The following is a 17,633-nucleotide window of genomic DNA, read 5'->3' as shown; positions in this document are numbered from 1 at the left end:
GCTTCAAATGCTCGCCAAGGCGAGCATTACAATACCAGGCGATGCGCTAAAGCGCCTCGCAAACCGACTAAGCCAACAATTCGCCTTGCGAATTGAAAGGCAAAAACTTCCACCCATCGAGCAATTCCGCTTCGCGAAATAGAAGAAACTAAACACTCAGGTCACCAAGCGAGGCGAATTGGCGGCCCCCAAGCGAATTCGAGGTCGTCCAGTAGGACGGCCTCCAGCGCACTCTCCCAGCGGCCTCGCAGGAGCATAGGGGCACTCTCCATCCGCTCGTAGATGATCAGACTCTCCGGCTGACCCGCAAGCATGTAGCGCCCGTGCGAGGCAGGCGTGCTGTCAGGCCCGTACGCCCGCAGCAGCTCCGCCAGGCGCTCGCGGTGCTGGGCAGCGAACGCCATCAGGCGCTGCGCGTACCCGTCCCGCTCCTCCTCGCGTACGGCGCTCAGTGCCACGGTCAGGATCTCCTGTGCCGCATCGAAAGCCAGGAGATGGCCCGGGTCGGTGAGCGCCCACGTGCAGCGCTGCGCCGCCGCCAGGACTTCCCCCGCGTCCAGCAGTGGGGCCGCCGGCCTCTCCGCGTGTCCAGCGCTCACGATGATTCTCCCTTGTCTCTTGAATTGCTATCCGCCCAACGAACATAACCGAGATCTGGCGGAACGGCTGGGTCTCCCTCACGGATGACCCAGCGTTTTACACTGCCCGTCCCTGCGTCGCCTCATCTTGTCTCCCGTGACGTCATGATATACGCCCAGCACGCATGCAGTTTCCCGAATCTAGAAATTAGATGCCGCAGGATCAAGGTTTATGTGTGTTGGAGCTTGACCGCATGACTCAACTCATATACTGTTCTCTTGCTAGGTCGTTAAGTTACATGCGACTTGTGGAACACAGCGGTACCCTGAACCGGCTTGATGGCGCGGGATCTTGAGTCCCCGTCACGGAGGAGGACAGTCATGGACGAGGCGACCACCACAGCGCCCGAGCACGAACCCACGCCCCCTCAGGGCACGGACCGATGGAGCCTCCTGCGAGCACGTCGCCAGCAGGCGAACACGAACCGCAGCGCGGGCGAGCTTCTGGACCTTGGCATCGACATCGTCACCGCTGCCGGCACCTACGCCCTGATCGCGCTCGGGTTCACTGCCTCGTACAGCACAATCCGTCAGATCGCTGTCGATAAGGGGGCATTCAGCGAGGGCATGAGCCACATCGTGCCCCTGTCCTTCGAGGGCGGGATCATCATCCTGTCCCTGCGCGTGCTGCGCGAGGCACGGCAGGGGCAGCGCGCCCTCTTCCTGCGGATCCTGGTCGGCCTGGGTGCCATCGCAACCTTGGTGACCAACGCGCACTCCAAGGCCACCGACATTGCAGGACAGCTCACTCACGTGGTGCCCGTCGCCATGTTCATCATTTGCTTCGAGTGGATGGTGCATTCCGCGCGACGGAAGGCCCTGGTCGACATGGGTCTCATCCCACCGCCGCTTCCGCGTCTGCGCAGCATCGAATGGGGCCTCGACTTCTTCAACTCCTTCGCCCGGTGGCGCCTGATGGCGCTGCACAGCACCATCGCCACGCCCGATCACGCCATGTGGGTACGCCATGCGCTGCTGATCGAGCGGGCGAGGATCACAGAGAAGTACGGCAAGTGGCGCGACGCCCCGCGCCACGTACGCCTCCAGATGCGGGTGACGGTGCTCGCAGAAGGGGAACGACGATTCGCGAGGACTGCCGCGAACGGCGAACCGCAGCCCAAGAGCCCCTACGCGGCCCTGGCGGCCGAACTGGAGCGCCCTGCCCCAGTGCCTGAACTGGAGCTGCCGGACGTCCAGACGGCCCTGCCTACGGGCTCCACTGCCGCAACCCTCCCCGAAGGCGACACCCCGCAGACGGTTGACTCGCTGGCCGACGTTGAGGACGGCCACGACGCTGCGGCCTGGATCGGTGCCCAGCGCTCGGAGTCTGGCCAGCGGCAGGAGCCGGTGATCGAGACCCGCGACGAGCGGGAGCGGCGGGAAGAGCGCGAGGACGAGCGCGCCGCCCAGGCCAGCGCCGACGAGACCTACCAGCGCACCGTGCAGCTGGTCTACGACGCCATCAAGCTTGGCGAGCGCATCAGCGGTCCGCAGATCGCCAAACACCACACCGTGGGCGTGCGCACCGTCCAGCGCCACATCCGCACCATGCAGGAGAACGGCCTTCTCCCCGAGGACGCCACCCCAACGAGCACGAACTGACCCCATTAGCGGTGAGGGAATGGCCCGGCGCAGCGGTTGGCGCCGGGCCATCCTCATGACGCGCGCAGTCAGACTGCATCCTGCTGTCGGCCCTCTCCGGTAGCGTTGATTTCCAGGGCAACGCCGTACGCCCATACCGCCGCTTGAGCGCCCACGCAGCCAGGCACCGACGGTAGAAGGTCCTCCGGGATCCGTGATCACCGCGTGCATTGCCCTGTCCCGCTCCTTACCGGCGGGTTGCGTGGGAACCCCTTGCCGGGTCAGGAGACACCATGACCAAGCGCAGCACGCTCCAGCAGCGCGCCCGCGAACTCCAGGCAGCCGAAGGCATGGGCTACACCCAAGCCCTGGCGAGCGTTCGCGAACAGGCCGGCACCCTCGTCTACGTCCTGCAGCCCACCGCGGCCGAGGCCGCCGACGGCATCACCGCCGAGGAACTGGGCGTCCGCGCGCTGCCCGCCCACGCCACCCCCGCCCAGAAAGCCCGCGCCGAATCCCTCTGGCGCAGCAGCCCTGCGCACGCGCCGTGCCGCTGCTCCGGCGGCTGCGACCACGGCAAACCCTGCGACATCCTGCCCACAGACGATCCGCAGCACTGCGCCGGCCTCCAGGTCCACGTCGACCGACTCGCCGCCCGCGACGTCATCACCACCTGGTTCGACGTCCACGAGTGCGCCGTCTGCGGGGACATCGAGGAATCCGAGATCGAGCAGCCGGACCTGCCCTGGGGCGACACCCAGGCCGATGCCGATGACGACCAGGATCCGGACGCGTACGCGGGAGTGCGGCAAGCCGGCTCCCCATTGCTCTGCCGCACCTGCGGCTGGACCGGCGGCATGGCCTGCCCCGAATGCGACGGTTGCGGCTGCTCCCACGACTGCACCGGCTGGCGCCACGCCGAATACGCCAACGACGACGAGCACGACTCCTACGGCTGTCGGGAGTGCGGCGCCGGCAGCGGCAACGACCCGTACGGCGAATGCTGCTGTTATGACGACGAGGAGGATGAGGTCGCGTGAGCATTCGCGACGTCCAGGCCGTCATCACCGCGAGCGGATCCGTACGGCACGGAAGACCCTACGGAGGCAGCGCCTTCCGTGCGTGCACCTGCCCCAAGGTCGACTGCGGAGCCGTCGCCGACGGCAGCGAGCGCGACGACTGCCCAGAGCACCGCCGCAACCCGGTGCAGCTCTGGCACTGGTCCGCAGAGTGCCCGCAGGTCCTCGCCGCCGCGCGGACCGCGCTCCGGCGGGGCCTGGCCGTCTTCCCCCTGCCGATCGGCGGCCGAGTCCCCGAACGCGGGTGGCAACGCCAAGCCACCCTGGACGAGACCCTGCTGCCCGAACTGCTCGCCGGGCGCGGGGTCGGCATCGGCTGCCGGGCCTCCCAGGTCGTCGCCCTGGACCTGGACGTCCACGGCGACGACGATGGGCCCGGCGTCCTAGCCGCCCTGGCCGACCGGCTCGGAGAGGCGGTCCCCACGACTTTCGCCGTGGCCACCCCTTCCGGAGGCCGGCACCTCTACTTCCGGGTGCTGGCCGACTGCACCATCGGCAGCACCTCCGGCGGGCGTACCGCGCTCGGGTCAGGGATCGACGTCCGTGGCCCCGGCCGCCGCAGCGGCGGCTACCTCGTCGGGCCCGGCTCAGTCGTCGGCGGGCGGGCGTACGCCATCGTCCGCGACGTGCCCGTGGCGCCGCTGCCCGACTGGATCGCCGCCCTACTGCACCGGCCGGAATAGACCCGCACTTCCCGCAGCCGACCTCGAACAGGTCGGCTGCTGACAGCCCGAAGGCCTGCGCCGATTGGTGCGGGCCTTCGGGCTGTCAGCAGCCGCCAAGACAACACACCAGAGGGTGGCCTGCGTCGACGTGCGGCTGCTGGGTGCGCAGGGACTGCGCGAGCACGGGCCCCCTGGGTGCGGCCCGTCCTCACCGAATGGAAGGACGGGCCGCCGCCCCCAGGCGGTACCAGCACGGTAATGCGCGCGATCAACACAGGCGAGGCCTCGTACGGGTGACGTGTGGTCAGGGCGCGCTGCTCACGCTGCATGCGAATTCAGCCACCACAGAAGAAGCAGGCCACATGTGTAAAATTTCTTGCCATGTAAATTCGTTTTACAGTAACGTCGAAGCATGACGAGACGAGACAACGCCCTAGCCGCACTGCGGGCCTGGTCCACACCCGGCCGCCGGGCCGACCTGATCGCCGCTGCGTGGGACGAAGGGGAGAACAACATCTCCGCACTCGCCGAGGCCGCCCGCGTGACACGGCCCACCGTCTACAGCGATCTGCGATCCCGCGACATCGACCCTGACCAGCGACCCAAGGAGAAGACCGACATGAGCGCACCCGTAGTCATCGACGGCATGGACGGCAGCAACCTGGAGCAAGTCCAGGACCTCATCGAGCAGTTCAAGCAGAACCACCCCGCCGACGCGGCGGATGACGTCATCAGGGCTGAGGTCGCCCGTACTTTCCCGCTCTTCATGACGGTTCACCGCTACAACAAACTGCGCCCTCTGCTCGCCACCGAACTGCACGCACGCCGCGACCGTGACCGCGCCCTGCACCTGGTCGAGACCCGCTGGGAGGCCCTGAGCAGCGCGGCCAACTGGCTGGCCGCCCACCACGCGTACACGGTCGCCGTAGACGATGCCCGGCGCTCCATCGCGGCCTGGGTCGAGAGCGCCACCGCGGCCGTCAACGTCGGCGGCTTCGTAGGTGATGAGATCACGGTCTACGAACAGCGGATCCTGGCCGAGGGGCACCCGCCCATCGAACCCCTGACGCTCGACCCCGGGGCCGTTGCGGAGCAGCTGCTCCAGGACCTCGACCAGACCCACGAACGCCGGCGCCACCTCGCGGCCGAAACCCTCGGTGTCATGCGGCAGGCCGGCGCCCTCACGTGACGGGTGCCGGCCGCTGCGGGAACGACCGGCGCACCCGACTGACGCCCGGCGACGCCGCTGCGGTCGACGCCTTCCGGGACTATCTGCAGCGCCGGAAGGAAGCCAAGGAGGCCGGCGAACCCCGGCCTGAACTGCCCGCCGGGATGACGCTCCTGGTGGACCCCGACGACAGAGCCTGATCCCCACGGCAGCAAGGACACCGCCATGACCGCACACACCGTCAGCGAGGACAACCCCACCTACGTGACCCGCGCCGACGCGTACCGGGTCTCGATCGTCAGCGTCCTCACCCCGGACGACCCGACGTTCCAGGCGCGGGAGGACTTCATCCGTCCCGAACACCGCCGACCCGACGGGTACGGGCTGGCGTTCCTGGAGAGCGAGGAGCACTCCCTCACCTACATCGGACCCGTCCACCAGATCGAGGCGTACCACGCCATCACCGACGGCAGCGCCGTGCTCGATGTCTCCCAGGGCGTGGTGTACGCGTTCTGGCCGCAGGAGAAGGCCTGGGACGACTACATCCCGACCAACACCTGGAACCCGGGCGGCCAAGGGATCATCACCGAGTTCGACCATCCGCTGGGCGGCAAGGTCACTGTGTACGAGTACATCGAGACAGACCCCGACGGAGTGGCGACGTTAATGGTGGGCTACCACTGCGAGCGCTGCCATCCCTCGGCCAAGAGCGACAACCACGTCGGATTCCCCAACCGCGGGCCGCAGGATCGGCGCTGGATCGCCCGCAACGCTCGTGTACACATCCGCCGCCACGCCGAGCAGTGCCAGCCCATCGATTCCCGCATCGCGGAGGTCATCACGGCAGTGGCCAACGACATCCACAACCTGAACAACCCGGTGACGACTTCGGAGTCCCACTGCGCGACCACCGGGCCGTGCGCGACGATCCGCCACCTGCGAGCGCGCGCCTGAGCCCGCCCCGGGGCAGACGGAGCGAGTCCGCAACCACGGAAGCCGGTTGCGGACTCGCTCTGTCTGCCCCGGTACCCCTGCAGGACTCGGGTCCAATGGGGGCGCTGTGCCTGCGCCTGTTCAGCTAGCGGACCTGGGTCGACGGGTGACCACGTCATCGACGTCCAGGTCGATGCTGCCGGTGTCTCCGTCCTCACTGCTGTACGTGATCTCGACCCACTCGCGGTCGTCCTCCTCGCCGTAGTGCAGGTCAGTGATGGTCACGGGGGTGTCGTCTTCAAGGGTGATTTCGTCGCCGGCCTCCAGCTCGTAGACCCCAACCTCCTCCAACTCCTCCTCACCGATAACGCTGGCGGTCTCGACCGCCTCGCTGGGCTCTTCAGCCTTCCCAAGGTCGACTGCGGGCGGTAGCGCCTTGCTGCTGTCGAACCGCAGCTCCCTTGCCGTGCGAGAGCCGATGTTCCCCAGGAACGCCAGCGGGTCGCCGCCAGCACGGTTCGCCGGCTGGGCGAACTTCTCGACCAGCCGCTCCCATACATCGGCGTCGGCTGCGTCGTAGGCGTCTTCATCGCTTGGGGTGAGCAGGCGCAGAACCTGGACCTGCTCCGTTCCGGCGTCGGTGTTGGTCATCGCCCGGCCTTGGATGCTGGGCAAGTCGGTGCCGGTCCGATAGTCGCCCCACATCATCTTCGCGGCCTCGGGCGTGGCCCGGTCGAGACTGACGCGCTTGCGGAACGAGTCGCGGGCCAGGCCGGTCAAGAACTCGCTGTCCGGGCGCTGGATGCCCACTACGAGGTGCATCTCTGCGGTCCGGGCCAGGACCACCATGCGCTTCCAATGGCTGAGGCACGGATGCTCCCGGCCCTTTAGCTCCTTGTTCTCCGCCTTCATCTGCTGCCAGACCTCGTGAATAGCCTCCTTGAAGATGAAGAACTCATCGAGAATAATCAACACCTTCCCGAACGAGCCCTTTCGTGCCGTACGGTTCTTGATTTGCTCGTAGCGATCCATCATCTCGTAGTTCGCCCGGGTGATGGCCGACGCGATGTCCTCGATGTCGGTGACAAGAGTGACGCCGGGCATGCCTTCGAAATCCAGGTACTCGGTCATTTTGGGGTCGCACAGGACGACCGGAACATTCAGGGCGCGTGCTCCCGCGACAAGGTTGCGGATAAATACCGTCTTGCCGCTTCCCGTCGGGCCGACTACCAGGCAGTGCGGATTCTTGCTTCCGAGTTTCCATGCCTCGATTTGGTTGGTCTCTGTCACCGCATACGGAAGCTCGAATCCCTCGGGCTTACGGTCCACTGGATAGCGCACGTTCTCCGGAAAGGGCGGGCGCAATTCAAAATGAACCCTGTCGTTCTCGTGATCCCAGATGTCGCGCCACTGGCCGGGCATCTTCGTGTCGAGCTGCAGGACGACACGGCTGCGGAAGTTGTGGGAGAGATCGCGTGTCGTGGTCGTGTAGCTGACGTCGATGCGGTTGGGCGTGTCGCCGTCGAACGACACTCGCTCGACTGTCGCCGTCGTTCCCATGATCGACTGGATGACGCCTGACGCCCGTCCGCGCAGACGCGTCTGCTCCTGGGTGTCGTCTGTCGTCGTAGCCACGGGCGGCGTGTCGCTGTCTACGATGTCCGTCGCCCCGGGCGTCAGCTCGATACGGCAGACGATGACGCGTTTGGTCGGCTGCCATGTCGCCTCGACCGTGCCGCCGAGCCGGGTGGCGATGATCTCGCGGACCTTGGCGCGCGCCTTGGCGTCCTTCTCGTCAAAGCCCGGCGGGTACTTGATCTTGAGCCGGGTGGGGATGCCCTTCTTCCGGCGGCTGCCTTGGACCATGCCTTGCGTCGAGTCCGGACGCAGCACCAGGGCCAGGGCGGCGGTGAGATCGCGTATCGGCCGGCTGCGGCGCTGGTGCCATGTGCCGACGATCGCGGCGATGACCACCAGCGCGACCGCCGCGCCCAGAGCGGGGGGAAGGATCTGGGGTTGGTGGAGCAGGCTGCTTGCGGCGTAGCCGATCAAGGCCAGGCCGATGCCGTACATCAGTGCCGCCACGACGGGCGAGCGATCCGCGGTGTCGGGGGTGGGACTGGGTGGTGCCATGGTTCACCTCCTGTGACCTGGGGAAGGGGCGCGCCCCTTCTCTCTGGGCTTGACAGCGGATGCTAAGCTAAGGCTCTGCAACGCAGGAACGAGTAGCTAAGGGCTTAGCTTCCATCCACTCCCCGCCCCTTCGAGGGCGGGATTTTTCGTTCGCCTGGCTACGTTCTGTCGCCGCTTGAGCCGCCTGCCTCCTTGGCTGCACGGCGGTTGGCAGCCCGGATCTGGGCGCCCCGTACAGCGCCCTCGGGGCTCGGACCGGTGCGCAGTCTCCCCACGCTGGGGAAGGGTCGGCCGCGGTTGTACTTCGCCTCCAGGCGCTCGATCTCATCGGCCAGGACCTCGCGCACGAGCTGGCTGGCGTTCTCGTATCCGTCCTCCTTGGTCTGGGTGTGCCACACCGCTGCGCGCAGCCGGGCCATCAGGGAGTCGGGCAGGGAGAAGCTGTGGGACTTCACCGGCTCCTGCTCGGCTGGCTCCAGCGGGAGCGCGAGGGCGGGCTTGCGGCGGCCCGGCGACTTGGCGGCGGACGGTTTGCGTGTCGGGGCCGGCGCCGGGGGCGCTGATGTTGTCGGCGTCATGTCGCCTTCTCCTTCTGCGTGGGTCGTGTCGTCCGGGGGGATGTCGGCGACATCCGGGGCGTCGCGGTGTCGCTGCGTTCGGTGTCGCCGTGTCGCCATGTCGCCGTGAGGCGTCGTGTCGCCGGATGCGATGTCGTGACGCGATCCGGCGTCATGTCGCCCCGATGTCGCCGGACGCTTCGGCGTCGTGTCGTTGTCGGCGTCATCGGAAGGCGCCGCGTCGTCGGCTGACGTGTCGCCGCGGCGTCGCTGCGGCGTCGCCGGAGCGCTGTCGGTGTCGTGGCGCGTGTCGCCGCCGGATGACGCAGCGCTCCCCAAAGCGACGTCGACCGGGTCCGGTTCGGCCCGCTCGATTATCCCGGCAGGCTGCCGGCGGACTCTTTTCCCGCGACCGGAGGACCCGCTTCCACGGGAATTACTGTCACTCGCCATCGAGTGGTCCGCCCTTCTTCAGCAGCCGGTCGTATATGTCCTGGTAGCCGTCGGCGATGGAAATTAGTTCATCGCTTCCGAAGAGGCGGCATGGCGTGTGATAGCTCTCAATAGATTCGCGCACAAGCACATTTCTGGGAATCTTATTGACTGCCAGAATCCCATACCTGGATTGCATCAATTCTAAAACTCTGCGGGCTTCTGACGTTTCCTCATATTGAGAGACAACATAGCCATCAATCCGCAGTTCTGGATTTCCCGCCTTCTGGATACGGGTAGCGGCGTAACGGGTCTCCTCTGCTCCTTGGGCCGCCCACAGTGACGCGCGGGTCGCAATAAGGAGATGTTCGGCACCGAGCATTCCGGCCGTCGTCAATTTCCCGCTGCCGGACGGCAGATCGAGAATGACGTCATCGACCAGGTCGGCCACGTCGCCGCTCAGACGGGCCCGGCGCAGGACGTCGATGGTGGCCGGCAGCAGGTCGGCGGCGCGGTTGGTCAACGTGCGTTCGGCGGGGGCGAGGTAGACGCGCTGCCACGCGGTGGGCACCAGGACGTCGCGCAGCGGCACCGGGTCATCGGCCGCTAGGACGTCCTTGATGCCGCCGCGTCGCTCCCACGGCTCCAGGCAGGCCGTGGCTTCGGCAGACGGGTTGAGGTCGATGAACGCCACCCGACGCAGGCGCCGGCCCTTCCTGCGCCGGGACGCCGCGTACGCCAGCTCCAGCGCCGCGGTGGTGCCTCCGACACCGCCCGTTGATCTGCCCACGCCGATCCACATTCCATCCGCCGATCTCCCCGTTGCCGATCATGTTGTCCCCGCGTTGGTAGTTACATGGGACATGGTAGGGCTGCCCTTCCGGCCTGCGGCAATGCTTCAAAACAAACCGCAATTCCCTGTTGCAGCACGTCCGTTCGGCGTAACCTGTAACCAACCATGTCCAGCTAGTCACATGTAACTGGACGTCACATGACCCACCCTCAGGAAGGACCCCCGACGATGCACCTCCGAACCCGCGTACAGACCCTCCGCAGCGTCCTGCGCCAGCACATCGCGCGCCACCAGCTGCACGCCGCAACCTCCCCCCACCGTCTGCCTGCCTTGGGCGGCGGCCTGGTGGTCACCGCGGCCGTCGCCCCTACCACCGGCGGCATCACCACCTGGCTCGGTGCCAACGCCTTGCCCCTGGGCATCGCCCTGGTCGGCGTCGTCCTGCTGTTCAACGCCCGCAAGAAGGACCACTCCGCGACCGTCCAGATCGTCGCCGGCGTGATCGTGGCCGTCATGGTTTTCGCCCTGTCCTTCGGCACCACCGCGCAGCAGGTCGGCACCTGGGCCGTGTCGCTGTTCGGCGTCACCCCCTCCTGATCAGAAAGGACGCCGCTCATGCGGATGACCACCGACGATGAGCTGTACCGGGTCGACGACGTTTTCCTCGGCCCCGCCCGCCAGACCCTGCCCTTCCGGGTCCGCTACCGCGCCTACGGCATCGGCGGCGGCCTGTACGCCCTGGTCCTCGCGCTGGAGATCTGGACCGGACTCATCGGCTTCTGGCCCGCCGTCTACGGCCTGTTGATCGTCGTCTGGCTCACCACCAAGGCCATGTCGCACATCGACCACGACCGCACCGTCAAGTCAGCCGTCACCACGCTGATCCATGAGATCAGTGCCCCCCGCACCCCGCGCCGGCCGGATGCCACCACCACCCGGCCCACCCTCACCGAGGTACGGCGCCACACCTTCTGACCCCGGCACACGCACCACGTGCTGACCGCACTGCCCAACAGACGAGGGAACCCCTGTGAAACGCAACGCCAAAGAGACTTCCGCCGGCTCACCGCAGCGGCGCGGCCCGCTCGCCCGGCTGCTGACCACCACCCGCGCGGAGCCCGACGCCGCCTACCGCAGCGGCCTGAACCTCACCCACGTCATCGGGAACCTGACCGTGGCGCGCACCGGCCACGTCACCGCCTGGTACGTCTGCGCCCCGCAGCGCTGGAGCTTTCGCACGGATGACGACCGCAACCGGGTGCTGACGGACCACGCGCTGCGCCTGTCGGAACTGTCCGGGCGGCGCGTGCACCTGCGCATCACCCACCGCCCCTACCCGATCGCCCAGTGGGCGCAGTCGCTGCATGGCGAGGCCATCGCCCCGATCGCGGGATGGGACCGCTACCTCGAAGAAGAACAGCGCAAGGTCGCGCGCCTGCCGCTGGACTTGAAAACGGTCTACTACGGCGTGCGCATCGGCCGCGTCTCCGGCCTGGGCCGTACCGCCAGCAAACTGGGCGGCAGCGCCCTCACCCGCGCGCTGGCCGCGCTGCGCCAGGACATCGCCGAACTCGACCGGACGATGGACGCGCCCGGCATGGAGGCGGCCCCGGCCACCCCCGCAGAGATGGACTGGCTCCTGGCCCGCTCGCTGGGTCTGGGACTGCCCGCCCCGGTGGCGCTGCCGCGCCCGTCCGGGGTGTGGCACGAGCAGGACGTCGCGGAGTGGACCGACGGCATCTCCTGGTCCTCCCCCGAGCCGTACACCCCGCACATCGAGGTCCGCGGCCTGCGGGCCGGCCGCGAGGTCGAACGGTGCGTGTCAGTCTGCTCCTTCGGACAGATGGAGCTCCCGCCGATCCCGGAAAGCGGCTACGGCCCATGGCTGCAGCGCCTGGACCGCCTCGGCTTCCCCTGCGAGGTCAGCGTCACGTTCGACGTCCGCGCGGGCGACGAGGTCGGCAAGGAGATCCTTGACCAGCTCTCCCGGATCCGCGCCCAGGAGAAGCACCACCGCGAGCACGACGTCGACCTCCCGCTGAGCCTGGTCCGCCAGCGCGATATCGGCGTGGCCATCGAGGACGACAACCGCTCCAACTTCGCCGGCGGCGCGACCCGCGTACAGGCCTGGGTGCGCGTCGCGGTCGCAGGCCGCGACGCCGAAGAAGTCCGCGACCGCGTCGACGCCCTGCAGAAGCTCTACAAGGGCGCGATCACCGTCGTGCGGCCCGCCGACCAGTACAAGCTCGCGCGGGAGTTCATCCCGGAAGAGCCGCTGTCCACCGACGCACACAAGCGCAGGATGCCGGTCACCACGATGGCCGGCGCGCTGCCCGCCGCGTCCGCCGAGGTCGGCGACCGCGTCGGCCCGAACCTCGGTTTCACCAGCGGCATCACACGGCGTGCGGTGATGTGGCACCCGTGGCACAACCAGGAAGTGCGCGAGGGCTCCGGCCTAACCCCGGTCGTGAGCACCCTAGGCGGCGGCAAAACCGTGCTCTGCGGATCCATCGTCTACAACACGCTGCGCATGGGCGCACCGTGGGTCGTTCTGGACCCGTCCGGGCCCGTGACCCGCATGTGCGACCTGCCGGAGCTCAAGCCGTACTCCAAGGCGATCAATCTCATCAACGCGGAGCCCGGAACGCTGAATCCGTTCCGGATCATCCCCGACCCGCTGCCGGAGCACTACCAGCCGCAGCACGCCGACTACATCAACGAGGACGACCCGGTCAAAGCCGCGGAATCGGCCTACCACCGGGCGGTGACCAACGCCCGCGCACAGCGCAAAGCCCTCGCGGTCGACGTGATGTCAGGTCTGCTGCGCGCCCAGATCACCAACTCCGAGGCCACGCAGCGGGCCCTGATGCTGGCCGCCTCCCGGGTCGACGCCACGGTCAACGCCTCCCCCCGTGACATCCTCGCCGCCCTGCGCAAGCTCGACGGCGCGGAGATGAGCGAGCACGGCCAGCACCTGGCGCAGCTCCTGGAGGAGGCCGCCGAACTCCCCCAGGGGCAGTTGATCTTCCCCGGGGTGGACGGCGGCGACGACCGCTACAAGACCGAGCATTTGCGCCTGGTCGTGATGTCCTTGCGCGGCCTGACGCTTCCGACCGAGGGCACGAACCCCAATGAGTGGAGCCTGGAGGAGCAGTACTCCATGCCGCTGCTCTACCTGGCCGGCTGGTACGCGCAGCGCAGCATCTACGACAGGCCCATGGGCGACCGCAAGGGACTGTGGCTGGACGAGTGCCACGAGATGCTGCGCGTCTCCTCCGGGCGCACCTTGCTGCGCAAGACCGGCCGCGACTCCCGTAAGCACAACGTGCGGGCGCTGTACGCCACCCAGGACGGTGGCGACATTTTGACGGCGGACATCGCCAACTGGATTGACTCGGTGTTCATCGGGCGCACCGTCGGCGACGACGCGCAGCGCGCCGCGCTCAAGCTCGTCAACATTGAGCCCGGCAACGGGTACGAGAAGGTCCTGGCGGGCCTGTCACCGCGCGCCCGGGGCAACAAGGAACGCCGGGGCAACCGTGAGTTCATCTTCTCCGACGGCGACGGCGGAATCGAGCGGATCACAGTGACCCTGGACCACCGCCCCAGCCTCAAAACCGCCCTCGACTCCACTGCCAACCCGCGTGCGCGCCAGGAGCACAACGGCCACAACCCGTACACCGACGATGGCGTGCTCGACCTGCTCAAGGGGGGCACCCGATGAAGCGATCGACTGTTCCTCAGCGAGGCTGGCGCCGGTACCTCAGCGCCCGGCGCTGGACGGTCTACCTGGGCGTGCTGGTGTCCCTGTTGGGCGCCGTCGTCCTGGGCCCCGCCAGCACGCCCGCTTATGCCGGGCCGTGCGACGGCATCCACGGTCCGGCCAAGGACGCGTGCGAGAACGGCGGCCCTGACTCCGGCGTCGGCGACATCACCGACTGCAAGACACCGCCCACCCCGCAGCGCCCCAATGAGGGCATCTTCGGGTATTTCGCCAGCGAGCCCAAGACGATCCCGACCCCGATCGACCCGGCCGACCCCAAGGCGCCCTTTCACCTGTATGAGAGCTACGGCTTTGGGGGTTTGACCTGGCATAACTACGACACCGGGTGCATCGGGGACGCGGGCGCGTGGGGGGAAACGAACCTCGCGAACATCCTGTTCGACATCGACAAGTGGTGGACCGGTCTCACCGTCGAGTTGGGTAAGCAGGCGACGGACTCGGGGTACCTCAACAGCCTGAACCCGGCGTTCGCCGAAGCCACCCACCAGGTGCGTGAGGCGATCTACAACCCCTGGATCGCGGTGTCCCTGGCGCTCCTCGGCAGCCTGCTGGTCTTCCAGGCCAGGAAGAAGAACCTCCCGTCGATCATGCAGGCCGTGGCCTGGGCGCTGCTGGTCATGACGGTGACGACGTTTGCCTTCAGCTACCCCACCGAGGCCGGCCGGATGGCTGACACCGCCGTCACCTCAACGGTCGGGCAGATCCAGCAGTCCGTGGCAGGCGACAGCACCAAGGGTTCCGATCCGGCCGTCAGCCAAGGAAACCTCCTGGTCGGCTCGACGCTCTACCAGGCCTGGCTGCGCGGTGAGTTCGGCAGCTCGGATTCCGCCGTGGCCAAGAAATACGGCATGGCCATGTTCGACGCCCAAGCCCTGACCTGGGCAGAGTCCAAGCTTCCCAGCGACCAACGCAACGTAGTGATCAAGAGCAAGGCCAACGCCTGGAAGTCGCTCGCTTCCAAGATTCATGACGAGGACCCGGTCGCGTACGGGTACGTGACCGGCCACTCCAGCGGACGCCTGGGGGAAGCCGGGCTCGCCGGCCTCGGTGCGCTGCCCGCGAACGTCTTCGGGATCGCGGCCTCCGCAGTGGTGCTCACCAGCCTCCTGATCCTGCGCATGCTGGTGGTCTTCCTGCCCGCCATTGCCCCGCTCGCCATCTTCCAGCGCAGTTCCGGACTGGTGAAGACCCTGGGCAAATCCGTCGCGGCGGCGTTGCTCAATGCCCCGTTGTTCGTTCTGGCCGGCGCCCTGGACGTGGTGTTCGTCCGGGTGCTCCTCAAGCCCGACTCCCACATCCCGAACTGGTTCGCGGTGTTCATCCTCTACATCCTCACCATCATCCTGTGGGGCATGGCCCGGCCCCTGCGCAAGATGCACTCGATGATGAACCCGAACGCGAACTTCCTGCAGAACGGCACCGGTGGCCTGACCAAGACCAAAGCAGCGATCATCGGGGCCGGCCTGGGCTACGCCAAGGGTCGGCTCAACGCCCATCACATGAAGCGCTACCTGGGCGGCGGCAACCGCGGAAACGGCGGCACCCAGGACGCCGGAGGCGCCCCTGAGACCGAGACCACGACGATCTGGCCCGGCGGAGAAGGGGCAGACTCCGGGGCACTGGAGGAGGGCTACCAGCCCCCCGGACGCACCGCCGACGAGGACAACTGGGGCGCGGGGTACGACTGGAACCAGCACAACCGCGACGACGAAAGCAGCGACACCCCCTGGTGGGAACGGCGCGAGGCACCCGGCGACGGACCGACTGCCGGTGCGGACCGCGACGACTGGTGGCAGCCGCCGGTCCCGGAAGCCGCCCACGACTCCGGCGACCAGGTCCCGAACCCGCCCGCAGCGCCTCCCCGGCCGGCGTCCTCGCCCCATCAGGGACCCGCGCAGAACGTACCGGCAGCCCGGACGTCCGTCGGCGGCACGGGTTCGCGCAACGGTGGCACGCCCCCGCCGCGCCCTTCCCGGCCGCAGGGCACCTCACCGGCGGAGGACCACGGGATCACCGTCGAACGCGTCGCGCCGTCCCCGGCCGGTTCGGTCAACGGGGCGCCGGAGAGGGCCGCCCTGTCGTCCGCCGCTTCCCACTCCTCTGGGGACAGTCCGCAACCGGCCAGCGCCCCGCGTGTGGTCGAGTCGTCCCGGGACAGCAGCGGTGACGACGTGTTCGTGATCTACAGCCCGTCCGACGGCTACAGCGTCACCAACGCCGGCCAGGACGGTGCCAGCACGCCCGAGAATGGAGACACCGGTGCCTGAGGACTTCTTTCGCCGCGCGTGGCGCTGGCCCTTCTACAGCCCGCGCCGGCTGCTGGCCGTCGTCGCCGGCCTGGCCGTGCTCCTGATCGCCCTCAACACCTGCAACGGCTCCTCCTCCCACCAGCCGACGGGGCACACCGCCCCGTCGGCGGCCCCCGCCGCCAGCACCCAGCCGGCCGCAGGCGCCACCAGCACCCCGCCCGTACCCACCGCATCGGACCTGGCCGCAGCCATGGACACCGCGCGCTCCTTCGTGAGCGCGTGGGCCTCGCACCCGGCCACGCATGCGGCCTGGGTGGACGCCATGCGCCCCTACACCACCGGCGACTTCGCCCAGAAGATCGCCACCGGTGACCCGCGCAACATCGGGCCGACCAAGGCCCTGACGGCGCGGGTCACCATGACCGGCACGAGCTACCGAACCCAGGCCGCGGTGACCACCGATAAGGGCGTGGTGTCGGTCTCGCTGGTCAGCGGCGACAACCTGCACTGGCGGGTCGACAACATCCGGCCCGGCGCGCAAGCGGTGGAGTGATGGCCGCCCCCGCCGCCGCACTCGCGGCCCCCTTGATCAGGAAAATAGCGGCCACCGGAGTTGTGGGCCTGATGGGTTCGGGCATGGTGGTGGCCATGGTGTTGACCGGGGGCATGCTCAGCGTGCCCCGGGTCAGCACCGGTCTGGCCAGCGTCACCTGCCCCCTGCTTCCCGGCGCCAGCGACAACGCCCTGCAGCTCGACGGCAACCAGATCCGCAACGCCCAGATCATCATTTCCAGCGGCCAGCAAATGGGCATCCCCACCCGTGGCCAAGTCGTCGCCATCGCCACCGCGCTGCAGGAATCCACCTTGCAGAACCTCAACCACGGCGACCGAGACAGCCTGGGTCTGTTCCAGCAACGCCCCTCGCAGGGCTGGGGAACCCCCGCACAGATCATGGATCCCGCCTACAGCAGCCGCTCGTTCTACCGGCACCTGCAAGCGGTCGCAGGGTGGCAGCAGATGAGCATCACCGCTGCCGCCCAGGCCGTGCAGCACTCGGGATTCCCCGACGCCTACGCGCAGCACGAGCAGCACGCCGTCGACATCGTCGCCAAGCTCGCCCCGAGCACCGCAGGCACCCCGACAAGCCCGGTGACCGCAACCGGAGCTCCCTCAGCAGCCCCCGTCGACACCAGCGGGTGCACCCCCGTCACCGACATGCCGGCGGGGCCGACCGGTGTCATGCTGCAGACCGCCCTGGCCCAGGTCGGCAAGCCCTACGTGTGGGGCGCGACCGGCCCCGACTCCTTCGACTGCTCCGGACTCATCGTCTACAGCTGGCACAAGGCCGGATTCGACGTCAGCGTCCGCGTCTCGCAGGAGATGTACAACATCGCCACCCCCATCCCGGCAGGGAAGGAGCAGCCCGGCGACCTCATCTTCACCGGGTGGGGCGAGCAGGGCCCCGGCCCCGGCCACGTGATGATCGTGGTGAAGGCCGGCACCCTCGTTGAGGCGCCGCGCACCGGCCTGGACGTGCGCGTGCGGCCCTATGCGAGCACCGGCGGGGACTACAAATACGGTCGGCTCCCCACGTCGGCGCTGCACTCCACCGCCTGATGCG

The 17,633-nt window shown here is 68.1% G+C and carries 16 protein-coding genes; 12 read left to right on the top strand and 4 right to left on the bottom strand.

All coding sequences use genetic code 11. The features are described from left to right. Positions 1–161: 161 nt before the first annotated feature. Positions 162–599 carry a hypothetical protein gene (locus tag QMK24_RS31520; protein WP_283470263.1) on the bottom strand — a complete coding sequence of 146 codons (438 nt, stop codon included), beginning with the start codon at positions 597–599 and terminating at the stop codon, positions 162–164. A gap of 360 nt (positions 600–959) precedes the next feature. Here QMK24_RS31520 and QMK24_RS31515 point away from each other — a divergent pair, with 360 nt between their 5' ends. The 6 genes from QMK24_RS31515 (at position 960) to QMK24_RS31490 (ending at position 6,085) form a co-directional block, all read left to right on the top strand. After that, positions 960–2,240 (top strand): DUF2637 domain-containing protein, encoded by a 1,281-nt coding sequence (locus QMK24_RS31515; RefSeq protein ID WP_283470262.1) that lies wholly within the window; start codon positions 960–962, stop codon positions 2,238–2,240. 272 nt (positions 2,241–2,512) lie between these two features. Further along, positions 2,513–3,259 carry a hypothetical protein gene (locus QMK24_RS31510; RefSeq protein WP_283470261.1) on the top strand — a complete coding sequence of 249 codons (747 nt, stop codon included), beginning with the start codon at positions 2,513–2,515 and terminating at the stop codon, positions 3,257–3,259. Beyond that, complete coding sequence (locus QMK24_RS31505) at positions 3,256–3,981, top strand: bifunctional DNA primase/polymerase (protein ID WP_283470260.1); 726 nt, start codon at positions 3,256–3,258, stop codon at positions 3,979–3,981. The genes QMK24_RS31510 and QMK24_RS31505 overlap by 4 nt, the downstream gene beginning before the upstream one ends. A 394-nt stretch (positions 3,982–4,375) precedes the next feature. Then, entirely contained in the window at positions 4,376–5,152 is a 777-nt protein-coding gene (locus tag QMK24_RS31500; protein WP_283470259.1) for a hypothetical protein, read from the top strand. Further along, positions 5,149–5,331, top strand: coding sequence for a hypothetical protein (locus QMK24_RS31495; protein ID WP_283470258.1), 183 nt, complete (start codon positions 5,149–5,151; stop codon positions 5,329–5,331). Before QMK24_RS31500 ends, QMK24_RS31495 begins: the two co-directional genes overlap by 4 nt. 25 nt (positions 5,332–5,356) lie before the next feature. Next, the gene (locus QMK24_RS31490) at positions 5,357–6,085 is read left to right on the top strand and encodes a hypothetical protein (protein WP_283470257.1); all 729 of its coding nucleotides are present in this window, start codon (positions 5,357–5,359) and stop codon (positions 6,083–6,085) included. Positions 6,086–6,205: 120 nt separating this feature from the next. Here QMK24_RS31490 and QMK24_RS31485 read toward each other — a convergent pair whose 3' ends face one another. From QMK24_RS31485 to QMK24_RS31475, 3 genes are all read right to left on the bottom strand, one after another. Further along, positions 6,206–8,197 carry an FtsK/SpoIIIE domain-containing protein gene (locus QMK24_RS31485; RefSeq protein ID WP_283470256.1) on the bottom strand — a complete coding sequence of 664 codons (1,992 nt, stop codon included), beginning with the start codon at positions 8,195–8,197 and terminating at the stop codon, positions 6,206–6,208. Positions 8,198–8,355: 158 nt separating this feature from the next. After that, positions 8,356–8,775, bottom strand: a complete 420-nt coding sequence (locus QMK24_RS31480; protein WP_283470255.1) for a ParB family protein — start codon at positions 8,773–8,775, stop codon at positions 8,356–8,358. Between the two features lie 421 nt (positions 8,776–9,196). Further along, a complete protein-coding gene (locus QMK24_RS31475) occupies positions 9,197–9,988 on the bottom strand; it encodes a ParA family protein (protein WP_283470254.1) in 792 nt (263 codons plus the stop codon). 219 nt (positions 9,989–10,207) lie between these two features. Between QMK24_RS31475 and QMK24_RS31470 the strand changes: the two genes are divergently transcribed. The 6 genes from QMK24_RS31470 to QMK24_RS31445 are packed head-to-tail and all read left to right on the top strand — an operon-like array spanning position 10,208 to position 17,629. Continuing rightward, complete coding sequence (locus QMK24_RS31470; RefSeq protein WP_283470253.1) at positions 10,208–10,576, top strand: hypothetical protein; 369 nt, start codon at positions 10,208–10,210, stop codon at positions 10,574–10,576. An 18-nt stretch (positions 10,577–10,594) separates the two neighbouring features. Further along, positions 10,595–10,954: a hypothetical protein gene (locus tag QMK24_RS31465; RefSeq protein ID WP_283470252.1), complete on the top strand. Its 360-nt coding sequence runs from the start codon at positions 10,595–10,597 to the stop codon at positions 10,952–10,954. A 55-nt stretch (positions 10,955–11,009) separates the two neighbouring features. Then, positions 11,010–13,703 carry an ATP-binding protein gene (locus tag QMK24_RS31460; protein WP_283470251.1) on the top strand — a complete coding sequence of 898 codons (2,694 nt, stop codon included), beginning with the start codon at positions 11,010–11,012 and terminating at the stop codon, positions 13,701–13,703. Beyond that, positions 13,700–16,030, top strand: a complete 2,331-nt coding sequence (locus tag QMK24_RS31455; RefSeq protein WP_283470250.1) for a hypothetical protein — start codon at positions 13,700–13,702, stop codon at positions 16,028–16,030. The genes QMK24_RS31460 and QMK24_RS31455 overlap by 4 nt, the downstream gene beginning before the upstream one ends. Continuing rightward, positions 16,023–16,565 (top strand): hypothetical protein, encoded by a 543-nt coding sequence (locus QMK24_RS31450; protein WP_283470249.1) that lies wholly within the window; start codon positions 16,023–16,025, stop codon positions 16,563–16,565. Before QMK24_RS31455 ends, QMK24_RS31450 begins: the two co-directional genes overlap by 8 nt. After that, on the top strand, positions 16,565–17,629 hold the full coding sequence (locus tag QMK24_RS31445) for a C40 family peptidase (RefSeq protein WP_283470248.1): 1,065 nt from the start codon (positions 16,565–16,567) through the stop codon (positions 17,627–17,629). The genes QMK24_RS31450 and QMK24_RS31445 overlap by 1 nt, the downstream gene beginning before the upstream one ends. Positions 17,630–17,633: the final 4 nt, after the last annotated feature.

Origin of the sequence: Streptomyces sp. PH10-H1 (assembly GCF_030063355.1) — a bacterium.
GTDB lineage: Bacteria > Actinomycetota > Actinomycetes > Streptomycetales > Streptomycetaceae > Actinacidiphila.
The sequence above is the reverse complement of the archived record's forward strand: the minus strand, read 5'-3'. Positions and strand labels throughout refer to the sequence as shown.